This is a genomic window from Nocardioides marmotae (assembly GCF_013177455.1).
GTDB lineage: Bacteria > Actinomycetota > Actinomycetes > Propionibacteriales > Nocardioidaceae > Nocardioides > Nocardioides marmotae.
In genome coordinates this window covers 868,499-889,967 of record NZ_CP053660.1, presented here as the reverse complement: position 1 = coordinate 889,967, position 21,469 = coordinate 868,499, and the positions used below count along the sequence as shown (strand labels likewise).

The following is a 21,469-nucleotide window of genomic DNA, read 5'->3' as shown; positions in this document are numbered from 1 at the left end:
CCGCAGAGCGGCCCACGTCACAGCACGCGGCCCCACTGTCCCGGGGCGCGCCGTCACCCTACCGACCGCCTCTGCTGCCTACGATGCAGCGTGCCTCCCCTTCCCCGAGCGCTCACCCCCGTACGCCACCCCTCGACCCACCCCGCGACCCGCCCCTCGACCCGTCCGTCGGGCCGTCGCCTGCTGGCGCCCGGCGCCCTCGCGCTGGCCCTCGCGCTCTCCGGCTGCGGCGGTGACCCCGACGCCGCGCCCGAGCGGGCGACCAGCTCGGTGGGCGACGCCGGGAGCGGGTCCGCCGGCGGCCCGGACGCCTCCCCCACCCCGACCCCGTCGCCGACGGCGGACGAGGAGACCGGCGGCCCGACCGCCGAGCCGACCAAGCGACCCCGCAGCACGCTCGTGCCGATCCCGCAGCAGCCGCTGCACGCCCGCCGCGCGGCCGGCGGCCACCTGCTCGACGCCACGCGGATGCCGGCGCTGTCCGCGGACCGGCCGTGGACCGAGGTCGCCGACGGCGCCGGCGACACCCCGGTCGGCGCGTGCCAGAAGGCCTCGCTGTTCGACATCGGCGCCGTGCAGACCACCGGCCGCCGGTTCGCCACCGCCGACGGGTCGACCACCGCCACGCAGGTCGTCGGCCGGTTCCCCGACGCCACGTCCGCCTGGCGGGCCACCGAGGTGCTGCTCGCCTGGCGCGCGGACTGCGCCGAGCGGCTCGAGCACGCCCGCACCACGGTCGGCGAGGTGCGCGAGGTGCCGGTGCGGACCGGGTCCGGCTCGGTCTACCCGGCGTCGTACGGACCGCGCGCGGTCGCCCGCGGCCGGGCCACCGGGCTGGGCATCCTGCGCAAGGGCCGCTGGGTCAGCGTCGTCGAGGTCGCCACCGACGCGGGCCGCTGGCCCCGCGACTGGAACCCGGCCCGCCGGGCCGTGCGGCGGATCGCGACGACGTTCCCCGCCTGAGGTCCTCCTCGAGGAAGGGCGTCGCGGCGGCCACGACCGCCTCGAACGTACGTCGCTCCAGCGCGGCGCCCTCCCGGCGCACGGCCGACGGGTCGAGCTCGAGCAGCCGGTCGAGCCGGACCTCGCTGGGCCGGCGCTCCCGGTCCCAGCCGCCGGTGCCGACGTCCATCCAGTGCCGACCCCACCGCGCCTCGTCCGCGGCGTCGCGGTCGTGGTCCTTGCTGGTGAGCATCAGCGCGAGCAGCCGCCGCTGGGGTCCGTGGTCGACGGCGAGCACCAGCACCGGCCGGTCCTTGCCGCGGCTCGCGTCCTCCTCGTAGGGGACCCAGGCCCAGACGACCTCGCCGGGGTCGGGCCGGCCGTCGGCGCGGGGCGCGTGGACGAAGCGCGGCGGCGCCAGCCGGCGGGCTGCCTGCCGGAGCTTCTGGGGGAGGTTGACGAGCACGCCGGACCGGGAGCGCCTCACGGCGCGTGGCCGCTCGTGGCGGCTAATTTTGGGACCCGGGGCTGCCGCGGTCCGGCGTGCTCGATGTCCATTGTAACGGCCCTACTGCAGCTGCTCGAGGAGCTCGGCGTGACCCGCCGCCTCGAGCTGCTCGGCCATCACCAGCATCCGGCGGACGGCGGCCTCGTCGCAGTCCGCCAGGTGCGCCCGGCCGGTCGCCACCACGCGGGCGAAGGCCGCCGCGCGCAGCAACACGTCGGCGAAGTCGCTGGTCGCGATCCCGCGCAGCACCTCGTCGACCATCGTCTTGAGCTGCTCGGGGCCCGGCGGGTCGGCGACGCCCGCGACGACCCGGGCGACCTGCGCGCGGACCCGGCCGGCGTCGTACTCCCGGGCGACCGTGACGGGCTCGGCGTGCACCCAGGACCGCAGCAGGTAGAGCCGCCACAGGCAGCCGGCGAGGGAGTCGGCGGGCGCGCCGGACCAGACCTCGGCGATCGTCTCGATGCCCTCGGTGTCGGCGAGCCGCAGCAGCCGCTCGGCGACCTCGGAGTCGTCGCTGGACCGCGCGCCGCGCACGAGCAGCAGCGCCGCCCGCTCGGCGGCCTCGGTGACCAGGGCGGGGTCGGCGCCGCCGACGATCTCGGCGAAGAAACCGGCGCCGGGCGTCATCGGGCGGTGGTGCTGGCGGCTCACCCGCCCGAGGTTACGCCCGGCCCGGCGAGCCGCCGACCGATCCGCCGGAACCGCCCGCCTGGGCGAGCACCTTGCGGATCCGCTGGTCGCTGACCGGGGTGGCGGTGCCGAGCTGCTGGGCCCACAGCGAGACGCGGTACTCCTCGATCATCCACCGCACCTGCCGCAGCGCCGCGCCCGGCGGACGCCCCTCGGGCAGCGCCGCGGTCGCGTGCAGCCACGCGTCCTGCAGGTCGGCCACCTGGTCCATCAGCCGCCGGTCGCGGTCGATGGCGGCGTACCCCTCGTCGAGGCGGGCGCGGCGCTGGAGCAGCGCCTGGAGGTAGCGCGGGTAGGCACGCAGCTGGGCGGTGCCGGCCTCGCCGACGAAGCCGACATGCACCAGCCGGGCGAGCTGGGCCTTGAGGTCGGCGAGCGCCGGCAGCATGGTCATCTCTGCGCGCCCGGAGAGCGCCTTGTCGGCCTGCCGCCACAGGTCCAGCACGCGGATCACGTCGGTGACCACGGCCCGCACCCGCGCCTCCTGGTCCTGCGCGGCGACCGCGCGCAGGGCGTCGTACGCCGCCTCGTCGCGCACCACGGGCCGGGCGTCGACCACGTCGAGCACGACCGCGCGGCGGCAGTCCTCGAGCAGCGCGGCGACCGAGGGGTAGGGCGTGCCGGCGAGCGCGAGCTTCTCGGTGTTGCCCAGGGAGTCCAGGACGGCCTTGACCGGCGAGGGGGTCTGCAGGAGCAGCAGCCGGACGACGCCGAGCCGGTGCCGGGCCTCCTGCTCGTCGGCGGAGCCGTAGACCTGGAGGCCGACGGTCCCGCCCTCGTCGACGAGGGCGGGGTAGGCCTTGACCTCGTGCCCGGCGCGCTTCTGGGTGAAGGAGGGGTCGATGGTGCCGAAGACCCACGAGGTCGCGCCGGTGCGGGAGAGCCCACTCTCGGTCGCCACCTCCTCCAGCGCCTGGCGGAAGCGCGGCCGCAGCGGCGCCTTGAGCGCCTCGAGGTCCTTGCCCCGGGCCTGCTCGCGGCCCTCCTCGTCGACGACGCGGTACGTCGGGCGCAGGTGCTCGGGCACCTTCGACCAGTCCCACGCCTCGCGCGGCACCAGCACGCCGGTCGTGGCGCGGCACCACCGCTCGAGGGCGTCGAGCAGCGGCTCCTCGCCGGGCGGGACGGCGGCGAGGAACTCGCGCGCCTTGTTGGGCGCCGGGACGAAGCTGACCCGGAGGTTCTTGGGCAGGCTGCGGATCAGCTCGGTGACCAGCTGCTCGCGCAGGCCGGGGACGTTCCAGGAGAAGTCCTCGGCCGCGACCCGGTTGAGCGTCGCGACCGGCACGTCGATGGTCAGGCCGTCCTCGGCGGTGCCGGGCTCGAAGTGGTAGCTGATCGGGAAGGTCAGCCCCTCGGCCTGCCACTCCTGGGGGTAGTCGGCCTCGCGGACCTCCTCGGCGGTGTCGTGGGTGAGCATCGCCGGGTCGAAGGTCAGCAGGCCGGGGTGCCGCTGCCGCTCGCGCTTCCACCACTGGTCGAAGTGCGCGCCGCTGACCACGTCGGCGCCCACGCGGGCGTCGTAGAAGTCGAAGAGCGTCTCCTCGTCGACGACGATGTCGCGGCGGCGGGCGCGGTGCTCGAGCTCCTCGGCCTCCTCCAGCAGCCGCTTGTTCTCGGCGAGGAACCGGTGCCGCGTCTGCCACTCCCCCTGCACCAGCGCGTGCCGGATGAACAGCTCGCGGGCGACGACAGGGTCGACCTTGCCGTAGGAGACGAGCCGGTCGGCGACCAGCGGGACGCCGTACAGCGTGGCGCGCTCGTAGGCCATGACGGCGGCGCGCTTCTTGCTCCAGTGCGGCTCGCTGTAGGTCCGCTTGACCAGGTCGCCGGCGAGCCGCTCGGCCCACTCGGGGTCGATCGCGGCGTTCTGCCGGGCCCAGAGCCGGCTGGTCTCGACGAGCTCGCCGGCCATGAGGTACGCCGGGTTCTTCCGCGCCAGGCCGCTGCCGGGGAAGATCGCGAACCGCGCGCCGCGGGCACCGAGGTACTCCCGCGGGCCGCGTCGCCGCTCGCCGGCCTTCTCCTTCTTGTCGCGCTCCTCGAGCACGCCGATGTGGGAGAGCAGCCCGGAGAGCAGCGCCTGGTGGATGCCGTCGGCGTCGGGGGTGTCGGCCGGGTGGCCGACACCGATCCCCATCTCCTTGCAGACCTGGCGCAGCTGGGACTCGAAGTCCTGCCACTCCCGCACCCGCACGTAGTTCAGGTGCTCCGCGCGGCACATCCGCCGGAAGGCGCTGCTGCCCATCTCGCTCTGCTGGGCCTTGAGGTAGCGCCACAGCTCCAGCCAGGTGAGGAAGTCGCTGCCCTCGACCTTGAACCGCGCGTGCAGCTGGTCGGCGCGCGCCTGCTCGGCCGGGTGGTCCGGGCCGGGCCGCTCGCGGGGGTCCTGCAGCGAGAGCGCGGCGGCGATGACGACCACCTCGCGCACGCAGCCGAGCCGGTCGGCCTCCAGCACCATCCGCCCCAGGCGCGGGTCGATCGGCAGCCGGGCCAGGCGGCGACCGAGCTTGGTGAGGCGGGGTCCGCGGCGGTCCTCCTCGCCCTGCGCGGCCGGCCCGAGCGCGCCGAGCTCCTCGAGCAGCTGCACGCCCGCGGTGACGTTGCGGCGGTCCGGCGGCTCGACGAAGGGGAACCGGCCGAGGTCGCCGAGGCCGAGGCTGGCCATCTGCAGGATGACGCTGGCCAGGTTGGTGCGCAGGATCTCGGGGTCGGTGAACTCCGGGCGGCCCTCGAAGTCCTCCTCGGAGTAGAGCCGGATCGCGATGCCGGCGGCCACGCGGCCGCAGCGACCCGAGCGCTGGTTGGCCGAGGCCTGGCTGATCGGCTCGATGGGCAGCCGCTGCACCTTGGTGCGCAGGGAGTAGCGCGAGATGCGCGCGACGCCGGTGTCCACGACGTACCGGATGCCCGGGACGGTCAGCGAGGTCTCCGCGACGTTGGTGGCCAGCACGATCCGGCGCCCGGTGTGCGGCGCGAAGACCTTGTGCTGGTCGGCGGCCGAGAGCCGGCTGTAGAGCGGGACGACCTCGGTGCCGCCGCCGCGGGTGGAGGTGGTGAGCTCGGCGAGGGCGTCGGCGGTGTCGCGGATCTCCCGCTCGCCGGGCAGGAAGACCAGGATGTCGCCGGGGCCCTCCGCGGAGAGCTCCTTGACCGCGTCGACGATCGCCTCGGTCTGGTCGCGGACGATCGGCTCGCCCTCGTCGTCGTTCTCCGGCAGCTCCAGCAGCGGGCGGTAGCGGACCTCCACGGGGTAGGTGCGCCCGCTGACCTCGATGATCGGCGCCGGCCTCCCCCGCCGGTCGGCGAAGTGCTCGGCGAACCGCTCGGGGTCGATGGTCGCGGAGGTGATGACGAGCTTGAGGTCGGGCCGCTTCGGCAGCAGCCGCTTGAGGTAGCCGAGCAGGAAGTCGATGTTGAGGCTGCGCTCGTGCGCCTCGTCGATGATGATCGTGTCGTACTTCTTCAGCATCCGGTCGCGCTGGAGCTCGGCCAGCAGGATGCCGTCGGTCATCAGCTTGACCCGCGTCGCCTTCGACGTGCGGTCGGTGAAGCGGACCTGGTAGCCGACCGGGCTGTCCGGCCCGCCGAGGTCGGTGCCGAGCTCGCCGGCGATCCGCTCGGCGACCGAGCGCGCCGCGATCCGCCGCGGCTGGGTGTGGCCGATCAGCCCGCCGCCCTCGCCGGCGCCCCGACCGCGGCCGAGCTCCAGGCAGATCTTGGGCAGCTGGGTCGTCTTCCCCGACCCGGTCTCGCCGGCGACGATGACGACCTGGTGGTCCCGGATCGCGGCCGCGATGTCCTCGCGGCGCTGGGTGACCGGCAGCTCCGGCGGGTAGGTGATCTCCACAACCGCGCCATCATCCCAGTCCCCTGGTCGACCGCGCACCCGCTCCTCCCGCCGGCGGTTGCGTAGAACACGTTCTACCCGCCACGATCGCCCGGTGATCGACACCGATGGGGACCTGCGGGAGTACGACGTCGTCGTGGTCGGGTCGGGGGGTGGGGCGCTCACCGGCGCGGTCCTCGCGGCCCGGGCGGGCCTGGAGACGCTGGTGGTCGAGAAGACCGGGTTCCTCGGCGGCACCTCGGCCTACTCCGGCGGCGCGTGCTGGCTGCCGGGCACCGCCGTCCAGCAGCGGGCCGGCCTGCCCGACAGCACCGACGGCGCGCGGGACTACCTGCGCGCGGTGCTCGAGGACCCCGACGAGGAGCGGCTCGAGGCGTTCCTCGCCCACGCGCCCGAGCTGGTCGCCGAGCTGGAGACCGAGGACCTGATGGCCTTCGAGTGGCTCCCCTTCGCGGAGTACTACGACGCTCCCGGCCGGGTGCCGATGGGCCGCTCGATCCAGCCGGTGAAGGTGCGCCGCGACGACCTGCCCGCCGAGGTCGCGGCGTGGGTGCGCCCGCCGGTCGAGCTCGACCGCGCCGGGCAGCCGGGTCGGCGCACGCTCACCGGCGGGCAGGCGCTGGTCGCGCGGCTGGCCGCGCTGCTGGTCCACCACGGCGGCACCGTCGGCCTGGACCTGCCGATCACCGGGCTGCTGACCGACGGCGAGGACGGCACCGGCCGGGTGGTCGGGGTGGTGGGGATGAGCCCCGAGGGGCCGGTGCAGATCCGCGCCCGGCGCGGCGTGCTGCTCGGCGCCGGCGGGTTCGAGGGCAGCGCCGCGCTCCGCGAGGAGCGCGGCGTGCCCGGCGCGGCCGCCTGGACGATGGCGCCGCGCGACACCAACACCGGGGAGCCGATCGCGGCGGCGGTCTCGATCGGGGCGGCGACGGACTTCTCCGCCGGCGGGTGGTTCTGCCCCGGGCTCGAGCAGCCCGACGGCGGCGGGTCGTTCACCCTCGGCTTCCGCAGCGGGCTGATGGTCGACCAGGCCGGGCGGCGCTACGGCAACGAGTGCCTGCCGTACGACCGCTTCGGCCGGCTGATGGCCGAGCGGCCCGAGCGGGTGCCGTCCTGGTTCGTCTTCGACTCCCGCGAGGACGGCCGGTTCCCGGGGATCGCGATGCCGGAGGGCGACCCGGCCGAGCACCTCGCCGCCGGCACGTGGGTCCGCGCCGAGACCCTCGAGGGTCTCGCCGAGGCCACCGGCCTGCCCGCCGACGCGCTCCGCGCCAGCGTGGAGCGCTACAACGCCGCCTGCACGACCGGGGTGGACGAGGACTTCGGCCGCGGCGAGGACGAGTACGACACGTTCTTCGCCGGCGGCGAGGGGCCGAACGCCGCGCTCACGCCGTGCGACCGCCCGCCCTACCTCGCGGCCCGCTTCGTGCTCTCCGACCTCGGCACCAAGGGCGGGCTGGTCACCGACGCCGCCGGCCGCGTGCTGCGCACCGACGGTTCGCCGCTGCCCGGCCTGTACGCCACGGGGAACACCGCCGCGTCGCTGTTCGGCCGGGTCTACCCCGGCCCGGGGGCGCCGCTCGGCTCGGCGATGGTCTTCGCCTCGCTCGCGGTCCGCGACATGCTCGGCTGAGCCCGGACAGGGCTCAGGCCGCGGCGCCGCCCAGGACGTAGCCGCCCAGGTCGAACGCCTCGGACCCGTCGCCCTCCTCCGGGGCGGCGTCGTCGGGGTCGGTGTCGTCGGGGTTGGTGTCGTCGGGGGCGCTGTCCTCCGGGAAGCCCTCCGGCGGCGTGCCGAAGTCCTTCGGCGCGCCGCCGCGCTCGCCGTCGTGCTCACCCTCGTGGTCGTGGTCGTGGCCGAAGCCGGGTCCGCCGTGCGGGCCGCCGTGGCGGTCACCGTCGGGGCCGAAGCGACCGGAGGAGAAGTCCGGCCGGCCCGGCCCGTCGGGGCCGTCGACCGCCGCGGTCACCAGCGCGCCGCCCGCTCCGCCGAGGACGAGGCTGGCCAGCGCGACGGCGGTGACGCCCTTCCACCCGAGGCTGCCGCCGCGGGCGGACGACAGCCGCCTGCGCAGGGAGCCGCCGCGGCCGCCGGCGGCGGCCGGCTCGGGCTGCTCCTGGCCGGGAGCCGCCGCCTGCTCGGGAGCCTGGTCGGTGGCCTGGGCCTGGTCGGGGGCGGGGGTCTGGTTCTGGTCGGGGGTCTGGTTCTGCTCGTTCATGGCTCCCACGGTCGGTCGGGATCCTGTGCGGAGGCTGTGACCCCGCTCAGCGCCACGGATGAGTCGCGCTGGACCCCGGTCGGGGGCCTAGGGTCGCGTCGTGGCACCGCCCACCGCCCCGCCGGCCACCCGGCCGCTCGCCCTCGTGGCGGCCGGTGTCACCGCGCTGCTGCTGGCCACCGCCGGCGGCTACGGACCGCACCGCGACGAGATGTACTTCGTGCTGGTGGGCGGCCACCCGGCGTGGGGGTACGTCGACCAGCCGCCGCTCGTGCCGGTGCTGGCTCACGCCTGGGACGCCGTCACCGGCGGGCAGCTGTGGCTCTTCCGCGCGCCCTCCGCGGTCGCGGCCGGAGCGACCGCCTGGCTGGCCGGGCTGATCGCGCGCCGCCTCGGAGCGGGCCCGGCCGCGCAGGTGCTGGCCGCCGTGGCCGTCGGGCTCGCCCCGGTCACCCTGGCCGTCGGGCACCTGGTGTCGACCTCGGCGTACGACCTGCTCGTCCAGGTGGGCCTGCTGCTCCTCGTGCTGCGCGCGCTCGAGGACCCGCGCTGGTGGTGGGCGGCGGGCCTGCTGCTCGGCCTGGGCCTGCAGGTCAAGACGCTGCCGGTCCTCCTCGCCGGCTCGCTGGTGCTCGCGCTGGCGCTGGTGGGGCCGCGGCACCCGCTCCGCTCACCGCACCTGTACGCCGGCGGGCTGGTCGCCGCGGTGCTGTGGGCGCCGAACCTGCTCTGGCAGCAGGCGCACGGCTGGCCCCAGCTCGACCTCGCCGAGTCGATCGCGGCCGGCGGGTCGGGCACCAGCGCCGGGCTCGTGGAGCTGTGGGCCACCCAGCCCGGCCTGGTCGGTCCGCCGGTCGGGGTGGTGCTGGCCGTCGTCGGTGCGGTCCGGCTGGCGCGCTCGGCGCAGTGGCGGTTCCTGCTGGTGACCTGGGCGGTCCTCGCCGCGGTGGTGACCGTGACCGGCGGCAAGCCCTACTACCTGGCGCCGGCGTACGTGCCGCTCATCGCCGCGGGCGCGATCGGCGTCGTCGCCTGGGTGCGCCGCGGGGCGGGCCGGGTGCAGCGGGTGCGGCAGGGGGTGCTCGGTGCCGGGGTGGCGCTCGGCGCCGTGGTGGGGGTCGTGCTGTTCCTCCCGGTGGTGCCCGCCGAGGACCTGCACCGCACACCCGTGCTCGCGGTCAACGACGACGCCGGGGAGACGGTGGGCTGGCCGGCCTTCGTGGCTGCGGTCGAGGAGGGCCTCGCCGAGGCGGGGCCGGGCGCGGTGGTGGTGACCGGCAACTACGGGGAGGCCGGCGCCGTGGCCCGCTGGCTCCCGGACGTGCCCGTGCACTCGGGCCACAACTCGCTGTGGGACCTCGGGCCGCCGGCCGACGACGACGCGCCGGCCGTGGTCGTGGGGCAGCCGCTCGCGGACCTCGAGCGGTGGTGCTCCTCGGTGGTCGAGGTGACCCGGGTCGACAACGGGCTCGACGTCGACAACGAGGAGCAGGGCCGGCCCGTGCACGTCTGTCGCGGCCCGGTCGGAGGCTGGTCGGCACTCTGGCCGCGGCTGCGTCGGCTCGGTTGAGGCCGGTCCGGTGCCCCAACGGCTCGGGCCCAATGCCCCTACCCAGGGGTGAGGATCAAGTGCAGGGTCCTCGGAAACCGGTGGGGGCACACCAACCCGATCCGGGAGGACACGCATGACGACCGACACCAGCGCGAAGGACCGCGCCCAGCAGGCCGCGTCGACCGCCGCCGAGGAGGGGCGCCACGTCGCCGGCACGGCTGCCGGCGAAGCCAAGCAGGTCGCCGGACAGGCGGCCGCCCAGGCCAGAAGCGTGGTCACCGATGCCCTCGGGCAGGCGAGCACCCAGGCCCAGGACCAGGCGCGCACCCAGCGCGACCGTCTGGTCACCACTCTCAGCACCCTCGGTGACGACCTCGACGGCATGGCGGAGCAGGCGCCCGACGGCCTGGCCACCGACCTCACCCGGCAGGCGGCCGAGCAGGTCCGCTCCTTCAGCAGCCGCCTCGACGGCCGCGAGCCGGCCGAGCTGCTCGACGACGTACGCGCCTTCGCGCGCCAGCGGCCGGGCACCTTCCTCCTCGGCGCGCTCGCCGCCGGCGTGGTCACGGGCCGGCTCCTGCGCGGGGCGGGCGACGGCATCGCCGGCGCCGCTGCCGCCACGCCGAGCACCCCGCCGGCCGGCACCACGACCGGCACCGGCACGACACCGACGTACGCCGCCCCGGCCGGCCCCCTCGCGGGCGGCCCGACCAGCACCACCGGCACCTCGGGCAGCTCCTACGGGGCCGACACCGGCGTCACCGGGACGACCACCACGCAGCCGCCGGGCGCGACGACGAACCCGCCGATGCCGGGCTCGACGCCGGGTCAGCCGACCCAGCCGCCGCGTGAGGCGCTGTCGGGCGACGAGACCGGCTACAGCGGTGGTGGCCTGAGCGCGGAGGACCGGCCGTGACCCAGCCCCCGCACCAGCCCCTGTACGACCCAGCCGCCCAGCCCCTGGGCCAGCCGTCGGGCGCCACCCCGACCCGCGCCCCGGGCCAGGCAGCCGACGACCGGAGCCTCGGCGAGATCGTCAGCGCCGTCACCACCGACCTGTCGACGCTGATCAAGCAGGAGATGGACCTCGCGAAGGTCGAGATGAAGGAGGAGTTCGCCAAGGCCGGCAAGGGCGCCGGGCTCCTCGGCGGTGCCGGCCTGGCCGGCTACTTCACCATCTTCTTCCTGTCCTGGACGCTCCTGTTCCTCCTCGACAACTGGATGCCGATCGAGGTCGCCGCACTGATCATCACCGGGGTGTGGGCCGTCGTCGCAGCCGTCCTCGCCCTGACCGGCCGCAAGGCCCTCAAGGAGAGCAACCCGCAGCTGCCGAAGACGCAGCAGACCCTCAAGGAGGATGCAGCATGGGCCAGAGCACAGAAGAGCTGAACAGCCAGATCGAGGACACCCGGGCCCGGATGGCCGGCGACCTCGACGCACTGCAGGACCGGGTGAGCCCCTCCGCGATCGTGGACCGGCGCAAGGCTGCGGCCCGCAGCCGGGTCTCGGGCTTCCGCGACCGGATCATGGGCACCGCCACCGGCGTTCGCGACAGCGTCGTGGACAAGGCGAGCAGCGCCGGCGGGGCGGTGTCGAACGCGATGCCGAGCACCTCCGACTCCTCGTCCCCGGACGTCCGCGGCGCGGCCTCCTCGGCCGTCGGCAGCGCCGGCTCGCAGGTGCAGGGCTCGCCGCTGGCGGCGGGCCTGGTCGCCTTCGGCACCGGCCTGGTCATCGCCTCGCTGATCCCGGCGAGCAAGGCCGAGGCCGACCTCGCGCACCAGACGATCGAGACGGCCAAGGACAAGGGCCAGCCGCTGCTCGACGAGGCGCGCGAGGCGGGCCAGTCCCTGGCCCAGGACGTCAAGGAGCAGGCCACGCAGGCCGCCCAGGAGGTCAAGGACTCCGCCACGGAGTCCGCCCAGAAGGTCAAGGAGGAGGGTCAGTCCTCCGCGGAGTCGGTCAAGTCCGACGCGCAGGGCTGACGAGGCTCCTCCACCAGCGCGAGCGGCGGTGCCCTCCGGGTACCGCCGTTCCGTGCGTCCGCACCCGTCCGCACCCGTCCGCGCACCACGCCGGGCGACCCGAACGACCAGGAGGTCCAGATGAGCGAGAGCAGCCACGAGCGCGACCCGGAGCAGCAGGAGATCGCCGACGTGCAGGAGGAGCTCGATGAGCAGTCCGACGGCGACGGGCTCGCCGCCGAGGCCGGCTCCGGCGAGGAGACCGGCCTCTCCCAGGGCTGATCCTCACCGGCCCGGGGGTTCCCCGGGCCCGCGCGACCACGGGGTCGTGTGCCTGCGGACGCGCCACCACGCGTCGAGGGGCACACGACCCCGTCGTCGTCGCCGAGCGGGGATCAGCCCGGGCCGCAGCCGCGGACGTACGCCGTCAGCGACCGCGCACGACGCGGCGCACGCGCCGGTGGGCGACGGCCGCGCGCGCGGCGTTCATCCCGCAGGCCCCGTGCACGCCGCCGCCCGGGTGGGCCGAGGCCGAGCCGAGGTAGAGCCCCTTGACCGGCGTCTCGGAGCGGCCGAGGCCGGGCACGGGCCGGAAGACCAGCTCCTGGTGGAGCTGGGAGGTGCCGCCGTTGATGGCGCCGCCGATCAGGTTGGCGTTGCGGGCCTGCATCTCGTGCGGGCCGAGCACGCGCCGGGCGACCACCGTCGAGCCGAACCCGGGCGCGAGCTCCTCGATCCGCGCCTGCATCCGGTCGGCGAAGCGCTCGCACTCGTCGCGGTCCCACCGCCCGGTCACCGGGTCCTCGCCCAGGTCGCGGGCGACCTCCTGCGGCACGTGGGTGTAGGCCCACAACGACTCGGTGCCCGCCGGCGACCGGGTCGGGTCGGAGGTGGTCATCTGGCCGGCCAGCAGGAACGGCCGGGCCGGCACGGTGCGGCCGTTGACGTGGTGCAGCGCCTCGGCCATCTGCTCCACGGAGTCGGCGACGTGGAAGGTGCCCGGCGCGCGCGGCGGCTCGCTCTTCCACGGGACGGGCCCGTCGAGGGCCCAGTCGACCTTGACGGTCCCGGGGTCGAGCTCGAAGGACTCCATCTTCCGCATCGTGCTGGCCGGGAGGTCCTCGGCGGCGACCAGGCCGCCGTAGAGGTGCGGGGCGGCGACGTCGGCGACGACGGCGTGCGTGGCGGCGTACCGCTCCCCGTCACGGGTGCGGACGGCGACGGCCCGGCCGCGCTCGACCTCGATCCGGGTCGCCTCGGCCTCGCAGCGGATCGTGCCGCCCAGCGCGCGGACCCGCGAGGCCATCGCCTGGGTGAGCATGCCCGCGCCGCCCTCCGGCACGGGGTAGCCCACCGTCTGGCCGAGCATGGTCAGCAGCAGGCCCATCAGCCCCGAGCCGGGCGCGCCGAGCGGGATGTCGGAGTGGCCGGCGTTGCCGGCGAGCAGGATCCGCGGGGCGACGCCGCCGAAGCGGTGCCGGCCGAGGTCGACGACCGGGGTGAGCATCTCCTTGACGAACTGCAGCCCGCCGACCTTCGGCAGCCGCGCCAGCGCCCCGACCGCGGGACGCACCGGCGGGAACGGCGTGAGCAGCGCGCCGACGATCTGGTCGCCGATGGCGTCCCAGGTCTCGCACAGCCGCAGCCAGGCGTCCCCGTCGCCGGGGTGCTGGGCGTCCATCAGCGCCGCGGTCACCGCGCGGTCGCGGTGCAGCATGGCCCACTCCCCCGACGGCAGGCAGTGGCCGAGCACGCCGGGGCTGTGCACCCAGCGCAGGCCGTGCTCCTCGAGGCCGAAGGACTGGATCGTGGGCGAGGCCGCGGCCAGCGGGTAGAACGCGCTGAACGTGTCGTGGACGTAGTCGGGGTGCAGCTCGCGGTCGCTGCGGACCGCGCCGCCCACGTCCGGCTGCGCCTCGAGGACCAGCACCGACCAGCCGCGGTCGAGCAGGTGGTTGGCGGCGACCAGGCCGTTGGGGCCCGCACCGATGATGACGGCGTCGTACGTCGTGTCCATGCCGCTCACCCGCGCAGCGTGGCGAGGACGTTGCGGGCGATGCCGGTCAGCGCGCTGCCCTGCTCGCCGTGGAGCGTGTTGCCGCTCTGCCTGGAGGCGAGCACGTTGCCGGTGGTCGGTTCGACCGGCTGGAGCAGGTCGATCGCACCGTGGCGGAAGAAGGGGCCGATGACCGCGTCGTAGACGAAGGGCACCGCGTTGAACCCGAAGCGGATCACCTCGTTGCTCACCAGCAGCTGCGACCAGGCGTTCTCGCGCCCCAACCGCGACAGGATCTGCCGCGCGACCCGCTCGGGGCTGGCCACCGGCGGCGGCGGACGGCCCTGGAAGCCGTCGTAGTTGGCGGCCTGGCGGTAGATCGGGGTGTCCACGCCGCCCGGGGCGACGTAGGAGATCGTGACGCCGCGCTTGTCGGCGTTCTCGAGCGCGAGGTGGCGGGCGAGGGAGCGCACGCCCCACTTGCTCACGGCGTACGCCGTCATCCCCGGCACCGCGATGTGGCCGATCACCGAGCCCACGAGCGTGAGCGTGCCGGCGTCCTGGTCACGCAGGACGGGTACGACGTGGCGCGCGACGTTGGCCGAGCCGACCAGGTTGGTGCGCAGCACCCCGTCGAAGACCTCCTGCGGGACCTCCTCGGTGCGCCCGTAGGCGACGACGCCCGCGGAGTTGACGAAGGCGTCGATGCGGCCGTGCCGGTCCAGGACGGTCTCCACGAGCGCGCGGACCGCGGCGTCGTCACCCACGTCGGTCGGCACCACCGTGGTCGAGGCGGCGCCGGCGTCGTCGCACTCCGCGGCGACCAGGTCCAGCGAGCCGACCCCGCGGGCGGCGAGCACGAGGTGGGCGCCCGCGGCGGCCGCGGCCAGGGCGGTGGCCCGGCCGATGCCGCTCGATGCCCCGGTGATCACGACGACGTCCCCCGGACGTGGCTTGGTCATGGCGCACCGATACCCGGCCCGCCGCGGCCACATCCCTCGCTGCGCGGGCTCACAGCCGGCGCACAGGTAGTTTCGGGACGGTGGCTCCCATGGACGCTGCCCGCCCTCCCGGCCCGGCCCTCACCCGGCCGGACGGCTCGCCCCTGCGGGTGCTCGTCGTGGACGACGAGGTCAACCTGGCCGAGCTGATCGCGATGGCGCTGCGCTACGAGGGCTGGCAGGTCGAGGTCGCCCACACCGGCGCCAGGGCGGTGACGCTGGCGCGCGAGCAGCGGCCGGACGCGGTGGTCCTCGACATCATGCTGCCCGACCTCGACGGCCTCGAGGTGCTGCGTCGGATGCGCGCGACCGACCCGGACCTGCCGGTCGTCTTCCTCACCGCCCGCGACGCCGTGGAGGACCGGATCGCCGGCCTGACCGCCGGCGGCGACGACTACGTGACCAAGCCGTTCTCCCTCGAGGAGGTCGTCGCCCGGCTGCGCGGGCTGATGCGCCGCGCGGGCGCCCAGCAGGCCGCGGCCTCCTCGGTCCTCACCGTCGGCGACCTGACCCTCGACGAGGACAGCCACGAGGTCTTCCGCGGTGGTGAGGAGATCACGCTGACCAACACCGAGTTCGAGCTGCTGCGCTTCCTCATGCGCAACCCGCGCCGGGTGCTGAGCAAGGCCCAGATCCTCGACCGGGTCTGGAACTACGACTTCGGCGGGCAGGCCAACGTCGTGGAGCTCTACATCTCCTACCTGCGCAAGAAGATCGACGCCGGCCGCGCGCCGATGATCCACACCGTGCGCGGCGCGGGGTACGTGCTGAAGCCGGCCGCCTGATGTCCCTCCCGCGGTCGCTGACCGCGCGGCTGGTGCTCACCACCACCGCGATCGCGCTGCTGGTCTCCCTGCTGGTCGGCACCGCGACGACCTTCGCGGTGCGCTCCTACCTGACCGGCCAGCTCGACCAGGACGTCGCCCGGGCCCTGGAGCGCTCCGAGCGGGGCCGGGACCTCGGTTTCCCCGACGGCCCCGGGCCGGGGCACGGCGGCCCGGACCGCGGGCCGGGCGACGAGGTCGGCACGCTCAGCGCCGGCCGCTACGACGACACCGAGCCCGCGTGGGTCGGCACGGTGCTCACCCAGGGCCCCCGCGGCCTGGTCGAGCAGGTCGCGGTCACCGACGAGGTCAGCGACCAGCTCGACGGGCTCCCCTCCGACGGCGAGCCGCACGAGGTGGACCTCGCCGGGCTCGGCCGCTACCGGGTGGCGGTCTCGGCGGAGGGCACCGTCGCGGCCGGGCTGCCCACGTCCGACGTCGACGACGCCGTCGCGAACCTCCTCGCCTGGGAGGCCGTCCTCGCCCTCGCCGCCCTGCTGGCCGGCGGCGGCGCCGCCCTGGTCGTCGTACGTCGCCAGCTGCGCCCGCTGCGCGAGGTGGCCGCGACCGCGCACACCGTCGCCGACCTCCCGCTCGCGAGCGGCGACATCCGGCTCGCCGAGCGGGTGCCCGCCCACCTCACCGACGAGCGGACCGAGGTCGGCCAGGTCGGTGCGGCCCTCGATGCCCTGCTCGCCCACGTCGAGACCGCGCTGCGCGCCCGGCACCGCAGCGAGCAGCAGGTGCGCCGCTTCGTCGCCGACGCCTCCCACGAGCTGCGCACGCCGCTGGCCACCATCGCCGGCTACACCGAGCTGGCCCGCCGCCGGCCGGACGACCCTGCCGCGGCCGCGACCGCCCTGGACAAGGTCGAGGAGGAGGCCGCGCGGATGACGGCGCTGGTCGAGGACCTGCTGCTGCTCGCCCGGCTCGACGCCGGGCGGCCGCTCGCCCGCGAGCCGGTGGACCTGACCCGGCTGCTGCTCGAGGCCACCGAGGACGCCCGGGTGCTGGCGCCGGACCACCACTGGCGCCTCGAGCTGCCCGAGGAGTCGGTGGAGGTGATCGGCGACGAGCTGCGGCTGCACCAGGTGGTCACCAACCTGCTGACCAACGCCCGCACGCACACCCCGCCCGGGACGACGGTGACGGTGCGCGGCACGGCGCACGGGTTCGCGGTCTCCGACGACGGGCCGGGCTTCCCGCCCGAGCTGGCCGACACCGCCTTCGAGCGGTTCGTCCGCGGGGACGCCTCCCGCACCCGCGGCGACGGGTCCGGCGGCAGCGGCGGCGGCGCCGGAGGCGGCACGGGGTTGGGCCTGGCGCTGGTCGCGGCCATCGTCGCGGCCCACGGCGGCACCGTCGGTTTGGCGAGTCGGCCGGGTCACACCACGATCGAGGTGACCTTGCCTGCGCCGTAGGCGCGACGATGCGGTCGTCTGCCAGATTGTCTGACAACCTGGTGGCGACCCGAAGGAGGCTCGATGACCCTCACCGACACCCGCACGCCCTTCCAGCGTGCCGAGGAGCGGACCGCCCACAACTACCACCCCCTCCCGGTGGTGATCGAGCACGCCTCGGGGGCGTGGATGACCGACGTCGACGGCACGCGCTACCTCGACCTGCTCGCCGGCTACTCCGCGCTGAACTTCGGCCACAGCCACCCCGCCCTGGTGCAGGTCGCCCACGAGCAGCTCGACCGGCTCACCCTCACCAGCCGCGCGTTCGTCCACGATCGCTTCGCCGACTTCTGCGCCGCCCTGGGCGACCTGTGCGGCAAGGAGCTGGTGCTGCCGATGAACACCGGCGCCGAGGCCGTGGAGACCGCGATCAAGGTGGCCCGCAAGTGGGGCTACGAGGTCAAGGGCGTCACGCCGAACCAGGCGAAGATCATCGTCTTCACCGGCAACTTCCACGGCCGGACCACCACCATCGTCGGCTTCTCCGACGACCCCGACGCCCACGACGGCTTCGGGCCGTTCGCACCCGGCTTCGTCCAGGTGCCGTACGGCGACCTCGCCGCGGTCGAGGCCGCGATCGACGAGGACACCGTCGCGGTGCTCGTCGAGCCGATCCAGGGCGAGGGCGGAGTCGTGCTGCCGCCCGAGGGGTTCCTCCGCGGACTGCGCGAGCTGTGCACCCGCACCAACGTGCTCCTCGCCGCCGACGAGATCCAGGCCGGCCTCGGCCGCACCGGCCGGACCTTCGCCTGCGACCACGAGGACGTCGTCCCCGACATGTACGTGCTCGGCAAGGCGCTGGGCGCCGGCATCGTCCCCGTCTCCGCCGTCGTCGCCGACCGCGACGTCCTCGGCGTGCTGCGCCCCGGCCAGCACGGCTCGACCTTCGGCGGCAACCCGCTGGCCTGCGCGGTCGGGCACGCCGTCGTGCAGCTGCTCGCCACCGGTGAGCACCAGGCGCGGGCCACCGAGCTCGGCGTCGTGCTCCGCGAGCGGCTCGAGGCCCTCGTCGGCCACGGCGTCGTCGGCGTACGCGTCCGCGGCCTGTGGGCCGGGATCGACATCGACCCGACCATCGGCACCGGCCGCGAGGTCTGCGAGGCGCTGATGGCCCGCGGCGTGCTCGCCAAGGACACCCACGGCTCCACGATCCGCCTCGCCCCGCCGCTGGTCATAAGCCGCGAGGACCTCGAGTGGGGCCTCGACCAGCTCGCCGCCGTCGTCTCCTCGGGCCCGCTCGGCGCCTGACCCGGGGCCGGCGGCCGGCCGCGCCCGGGCATGTAACGGATCGTTCGCTGCACTACCTGCACGCTGCAGCGTGCAGGAACAGTGGCGGACGATGCGTTACAAGGGGCCGGCGGCCGACTCCACCAACGCCGGCAACGACCCGGCGGCCAGCTCGAGCAGCCGGTCGCGGGGTACGTCGGCGGGGTCGGCGACCCAGGCGAGGACGAGCTCCTCGACCATCGCCGACCAGCCGCGGACGATGAGCCGGTTGACCGGGGTGTCGGGGATCAGGTCGCCCCACGGGTCCTCGGTGAAGATCCGCCCGGTCAGCGCGGACCGGGCGTCCTCGTAGATCTCGCGCAGCACGTCGTTGCCGCTCGCGGCCGCCTTGACCAGCGACTGGTAGCCGGCGTGGTTGGCGATGACGTAGTCGACGTACGCCGTGACCGACGCGAGCAGCCGCTCGAGCGGCTCGCCGCCCTCGGGCGGGGCGGTCTGGGCGATCAGGTCGTCGGCGGCGTGCCGCACGACGGCCTCGTGGAAGGCCTGCTTGCCGCCGAAGTAGTGGTAGAGCAGCCCCCGGCTGATGCCGGCCTCCTCGGCCAGCACATCGATCGACAGCTCCTCCAGCGACCGGGTCGCGAGCAACCGGACGCCGAGGTCGAGCAGCTGGGTCCTGCGCGCCTCGGGCGCGAGCCGGGTGCGTGTGGGTGGCCTCACGCCCCCCATTCTATTGACGCTCGTTCAATAGTGGCAATACCGTGCCGGACCATGACCGCCGTCGATGCGACCCCCGCCGTGCGCCACGTCGACCACCACGTCGACCACCACGTCGACCACCACGTCGACCACCTCGTCGTGGGCGCCGGGTTCGCCGGCCTCTGCGCCGCGATCAAGCTCCAGGAGGACGGCGAGCGCGACTTCGTCGTCATCGAGAAGGGCGAGGAGGTGGGCGGCACCTGGCGTGACAACACCTACCCAGGCGCCGCGTGCGACGTGCCCAGCCAGCTCTACTCCTTCTCCTTCGCCCCCAACCCCGAGTGGACCTCCTCCTTCTCCCCGCAGCCGGAGATCCAGGCCTACCTGCGCCGCGTCGCCCGCGAGTCCGGCACGCTCGACCGGTTCCGCTTCGGCACCCGGGTCGAGGACGCGACGTGGGACGACGAGGCCGCCCGCTGGACGGTGCGTACGTCGGCAGGCACCTGGTCGGCGCGCACCCTCGTCGTCGGCGCCGGCGGCCTCTCGGAGCCGAAGCTGCCCGACATCGAGGGCATCGAGACGTTCGCGGGGCACCTGTTCCACTCCGCCCGCTGGGACCACGACGTCGACCTCGCCGGCAAGCGGGTCGCCGTCATCGGCACCGGCGCCTCGGCGATCCAGATCGTGCCGGAGGTCCAGCGCGTCGCGGGCCGCCTCGACGTCTACCAGCGCACCGCGCCGTGGGTGATCCCTCGCAACGACCGCCGCTACTCGAGGATCGAGCGCGCCGCCCTGCGCCACGTGCCGGGCGTGCAGAAGGCCTACCGGACCGCGACCTACTGGGGCCGCGAGACCTACGTGCCGGCCTTCACCTTCGAGCCCGCCATCGCCTTCCCCGCCCGCAAGCTCGCCGAGGCCAACATCGCCCGCGGCATCCGCGACCCCGAGCTGCGCGCCAAGGTGACCCCTCAGTTCGCGCTCGGCTGCAAGCGGGTGCTCATCAGCAACGCCTACTACCCCGCGCTCGCCGCCGACAACGTCGACCTGGTGACCGACCGGATCGCGCGCGTCACGCCCACCTCGGTGGTCACCGCCGACGGCACCGAGCGCGAGGTCGACGTGATCATCGTGGCGACCGGCTTCCACACCACCGAGCTGCCGATCACCGAGCACGTCGTCGGCCGCCGCGGCCGCACGCTCGCCGACCGCTGGCGGGAGTCGGGCATGGCGGCGTACAAGGGCACGACCGTGCCGGAGTTCCCCAACCTCTTCCTGCTCGTCGGCCCCAACACCGGCCTGGGCCACTCCTCGATGGTCTTCATGATCGAGTCGCAGGTGCAGTACCTGCGCCAGGCGCTGCGCACGATGCGCCTGAACCGGTACGCCGCCGTCGAGCCGCGCGAGGACGTCGCCGCGGGCTGGAACGACCGGCTCCAGCAGCGGATGAAGCGCACCGTCTGGCAGCGCGGCGGCTGCTCGAGCTGGTACCTCGACGAGCACGGCCGCAACACCACCCTGTGGCCGCGCACCACGTTCGGCTTCCGCGCCGCGCTGCGCGCCTTCGACACCGCCGCGTACGCCGTGCGCGGCGAGCCCGCTCCCCCGAGCAGCACCCCAGCCACCCCCACCACCCACCAGCAGACGGAGGACGTGCCCGCATGAAGACGCTCGAGAACAAGGTGGTCGTGATCACCGGAGCCGGGTCCGGCATCGGCCGCGCCCTCGCCCTGGACTGCGCCCGCCGCGGCTCGCTGCTCGCGCTCTCCGACGTCGACGAGACCGGCCTGGCGGAGACCGCCGCGCTCGTCCGCGCCACGGGGGTCCGCGAGCTGCGCACCGACCGCCTCGACGTCGCCGACCGCGACGCGATGACGGCGTACGCCGCCTCGGTCGCCGACCAGTTCGGCCGGGTCAACGTCGTGGTCAACAACGCCGGGGTCGCCCTGGCCGGCGACCTGGTCGACCTCGACTACCCCGACATCGACTGGATCATCGGCATCAACTTCCTCGGCGTGCTGCACGGCACCAAGGCATTCCTGCCGCACCTCATCGCCTCCGGGGACGGCCACGTCGTCAACCTGTCCTCGCTGTTCGGCCTGGTCTCGATGCCGGGCCAGTCGATCTACAACGCGACCAAGTACGCCGTGCGCGGCATGTCCGAGGCGCTGCGGATCGAGATGCTGGCCGGCGGCCACCAGGTGGGCGTCACCGTCGTCCACCCCGGCGGCATCAAGACCGCCATCGCCCGCAACGCCCGGGTCTCCTCCCGCGAGGACCAGGCCAGCACCGCGTCGTTCTTCGACAAGAAGCTGGCCAAGACCACGCCGGAGAAGGCCGCCGAGGTGATCGTCGCCGGCGTGCTGGCCGACAAGTCCCGCGTGCTCGTCGGCAGCGACGCGCACGCGCTGCACTGGTTCGGCAAGCTCGCCGGTGCGCGCTACCAGAACGTCGTCGCGCGGGTCTCGAAGAAGGTCATGCCGGCCAAGACGACCGTCGTCTGACCCCCGGCCGAGCCACCCGAGGAGCCGCCCGGC

At 74.9% G+C, this 21,469-nt stretch carries 19 protein-coding genes; 12 read left to right on the top strand and 7 right to left on the bottom strand.

Annotation, left to right across the window (positions count from 1 at the left end; translation table 11 throughout):
* Nucleotides 1-90 precede the first annotated feature (90 nt).
* The gene (locus HPC71_RS04200) at nt 91-963 is read left to right on the top strand and encodes a hypothetical protein (protein WP_154613838.1); all 873 of its coding nucleotides are present in this window, start codon (nt 91-93) and stop codon (nt 961-963) included.
* Here HPC71_RS04200 and HPC71_RS04195 read toward each other — a convergent pair.
* From HPC71_RS04195 to hrpA, 3 genes are all read right to left on the bottom strand, one after another.
* Entirely contained in the window at nt 863-1,429 is a 567-nt protein-coding gene (locus HPC71_RS04195; RefSeq protein WP_253943892.1) for a type II toxin-antitoxin system PemK/MazF family toxin, read from the bottom strand. The genes HPC71_RS04200 and HPC71_RS04195 overlap by 101 nt on opposite strands.
* 81 nt (nt 1,430-1,510) lie before the next feature.
* Nucleotides 1,511-2,104 (bottom strand): hypothetical protein, encoded by a 594-nt coding sequence (locus tag HPC71_RS04190; RefSeq protein WP_253943891.1) that lies wholly within the window; start codon nt 2,102-2,104, stop codon nt 1,511-1,513.
* 10 nt (nt 2,105-2,114) lie between these two features.
* Entirely contained in the window at nt 2,115-5,993 is a 3,879-nt protein-coding gene (gene hrpA, locus HPC71_RS04185; protein ID WP_216656544.1) for an ATP-dependent RNA helicase HrpA, read from the bottom strand.
* Between the two features lie 94 nt (nt 5,994-6,087).
* Here hrpA and HPC71_RS04180 point away from each other — a divergent pair, with 94 nt between their 5' ends.
* Nucleotides 6,088-7,626, top strand: a complete 1,539-nt coding sequence (locus HPC71_RS04180; RefSeq protein ID WP_216656543.1) for an FAD-binding protein — start codon at nt 6,088-6,090, stop codon at nt 7,624-7,626.
* Between the two features lie 13 nt (nt 7,627-7,639).
* On the opposite strand, the gene HPC71_RS04175 is transcribed toward HPC71_RS04180, so the two are convergent.
* Nucleotides 7,640-8,212, bottom strand: a complete 573-nt coding sequence (locus HPC71_RS04175) for a hypothetical protein (RefSeq protein ID WP_154613837.1) — start codon at nt 8,210-8,212, stop codon at nt 7,640-7,642.
* Between the two features lie 100 nt (nt 8,213-8,312).
* On the opposite strand from HPC71_RS04175, the gene HPC71_RS04170 reads away from it, so the two are divergent.
* The 5 genes from HPC71_RS04170 to HPC71_RS04150 all read left to right on the top strand — a co-directional run bounded on the left by HPC71_RS04170 (nt 8,313) and on the right by HPC71_RS04150 (nt 12,010).
* A complete protein-coding gene (locus tag HPC71_RS04170) occupies nt 8,313-9,782 on the top strand; it encodes an ArnT family glycosyltransferase (protein WP_216656542.1) in 1,470 nt (489 codons plus the stop codon).
* A 115-nt stretch (nt 9,783-9,897) separates the two neighbouring features.
* A complete protein-coding gene (locus HPC71_RS04165; protein WP_154613836.1) occupies nt 9,898-10,680 on the top strand; it encodes a hypothetical protein in 783 nt (260 codons plus the stop codon).
* Nucleotides 10,677-11,153, top strand: a complete 477-nt coding sequence (locus HPC71_RS04160) for a phage holin family protein (RefSeq protein ID WP_216656541.1) — start codon at nt 10,677-10,679, stop codon at nt 11,151-11,153. Before HPC71_RS04165 ends, HPC71_RS04160 begins: the two co-directional genes overlap by 4 nt.
* Nucleotides 11,129-11,749, top strand: coding sequence for a DUF3618 domain-containing protein (locus tag HPC71_RS04155; RefSeq protein ID WP_154613835.1), 621 nt, complete (start codon nt 11,129-11,131; stop codon nt 11,747-11,749). The genes HPC71_RS04160 and HPC71_RS04155 overlap by 25 nt, the downstream gene beginning before the upstream one ends.
* A gap of 120 nt (nt 11,750-11,869) precedes the next feature.
* Nucleotides 11,870-12,010, top strand: a complete 141-nt coding sequence (locus HPC71_RS04150; RefSeq protein WP_154613834.1) for a hypothetical protein — start codon at nt 11,870-11,872, stop codon at nt 12,008-12,010.
* Nucleotides 12,011-12,155: 145 nt separating this feature from the next.
* On the opposite strand, the gene HPC71_RS04145 is transcribed toward HPC71_RS04150, so the two are convergent.
* Complete coding sequence (locus tag HPC71_RS04145) at nt 12,156-13,745, bottom strand: phytoene desaturase family protein (RefSeq protein ID WP_154614003.1); 1,590 nt, start codon at nt 13,743-13,745, stop codon at nt 12,156-12,158.
* Between the two features lie 5 nt (nt 13,746-13,750).
* On the bottom strand, nt 13,751-14,686 hold the full coding sequence (locus tag HPC71_RS04140) for an SDR family NAD(P)-dependent oxidoreductase (protein ID WP_171896137.1): 936 nt from the start codon (nt 14,684-14,686) through the stop codon (nt 13,751-13,753).
* A gap of 89 nt (nt 14,687-14,775) precedes the next feature.
* On the opposite strand from HPC71_RS04140, the gene HPC71_RS04135 reads away from it, so the two are divergent.
* The 3 genes from HPC71_RS04135 to rocD all read left to right on the top strand — a co-directional run bounded on the left by HPC71_RS04135 (nt 14,776) and on the right by rocD (nt 18,257).
* Nucleotides 14,776-15,510 carry a response regulator transcription factor gene (locus tag HPC71_RS04135; protein WP_154613832.1) on the top strand — a complete coding sequence of 245 codons (735 nt, stop codon included), beginning with the start codon at nt 14,776-14,778 and terminating at the stop codon, nt 15,508-15,510.
* Nucleotides 15,510-16,970: a sensor histidine kinase gene (locus tag HPC71_RS04130; RefSeq protein WP_154613831.1), complete on the top strand. Its 1,461-nt coding sequence runs from the start codon at nt 15,510-15,512 to the stop codon at nt 16,968-16,970. The genes HPC71_RS04135 and HPC71_RS04130 overlap by 1 nt, the downstream gene beginning before the upstream one ends.
* 63 nt (nt 16,971-17,033) lie before the next feature.
* A complete protein-coding gene (rocD, locus tag HPC71_RS04125) occupies nt 17,034-18,257 on the top strand; it encodes an ornithine--oxo-acid transaminase (RefSeq protein ID WP_154613830.1) in 1,224 nt (407 codons plus the stop codon).
* Between the two features lie 96 nt (nt 18,258-18,353).
* Here the strand turns inward: rocD and HPC71_RS04120 are convergent, their stop codons facing one another.
* Nucleotides 18,354-18,956: a TetR/AcrR family transcriptional regulator gene (locus HPC71_RS04120; RefSeq protein WP_253943890.1), complete on the bottom strand. Its 603-nt coding sequence runs from the start codon at nt 18,954-18,956 to the stop codon at nt 18,354-18,356.
* A gap of 51 nt (nt 18,957-19,007) precedes the next feature.
* Here HPC71_RS04120 and HPC71_RS04115 point away from each other — a divergent pair, with 51 nt between their 5' ends.
* A complete protein-coding gene (locus HPC71_RS04115; protein ID WP_154613828.1) occupies nt 19,008-20,597 on the top strand; it encodes a flavin-containing monooxygenase in 1,590 nt (529 codons plus the stop codon).
* Nucleotides 20,594-21,436, top strand: a complete 843-nt coding sequence (locus HPC71_RS04110; protein WP_154613827.1) for an SDR family NAD(P)-dependent oxidoreductase — start codon at nt 20,594-20,596, stop codon at nt 21,434-21,436. Before HPC71_RS04115 ends, HPC71_RS04110 begins: the two co-directional genes overlap by 4 nt.
* Nucleotides 21,437-21,469 lie beyond the last annotated feature (33 nt).

Bases quoted from the DNA above. Each gene is read 5' to 3' on its own strand.
- HPC71_RS04135 (WP_154613832.1), top strand. From the start codon at position 14,776: ATGGACGCTGCCCGCCCTCCCGGCCCGGCCCTCACCCGGCCGGACGGC.
- HPC71_RS04150 (WP_154613834.1), top strand. From the start codon at position 11,870: ATGAGCGAGAGCAGCCACGAGCGCGACCCGGAGCAGCAGGAGATCGCC.
- HPC71_RS04175 (WP_154613837.1), bottom strand. From the start codon at position 8,212: ATGAACGAGCAGAACCAGACCCCCGACCAGAACCAGACCCCCGCCCCC.
- HPC71_RS04110 (WP_154613827.1), top strand. From the start codon at position 20,594: ATGAAGACGCTCGAGAACAAGGTGGTCGTGATCACCGGAGCCGGGTCC.
- HPC71_RS04140 (WP_171896137.1), bottom strand. From the start codon at position 14,686: ATGACCAAGCCACGTCCGGGGGACGTCGTCGTGATCACCGGGGCATCG.
- HPC71_RS04115 (WP_154613828.1), top strand. From the start codon at position 19,008: ATGACCGCCGTCGATGCGACCCCCGCCGTGCGCCACGTCGACCACCAC.
- HPC71_RS04165 (WP_154613836.1), top strand. From the start codon at position 9,898: ATGACGACCGACACCAGCGCGAAGGACCGCGCCCAGCAGGCCGCGTCG.
- rocD (WP_154613830.1), top strand. From the start codon at position 17,034: ATGACCCTCACCGACACCCGCACGCCCTTCCAGCGTGCCGAGGAGCGG.
- HPC71_RS04145 (WP_154614003.1), bottom strand. From the start codon at position 13,745: ATGGACACGACGTACGACGCCGTCATCATCGGTGCGGGCCCCAACGGC.
- HPC71_RS04130 (WP_154613831.1), top strand. From the start codon at position 15,510: ATGTCCCTCCCGCGGTCGCTGACCGCGCGGCTGGTGCTCACCACCACC.
- HPC71_RS04155 (WP_154613835.1), top strand. From the start codon at position 11,129: ATGGGCCAGAGCACAGAAGAGCTGAACAGCCAGATCGAGGACACCCGG.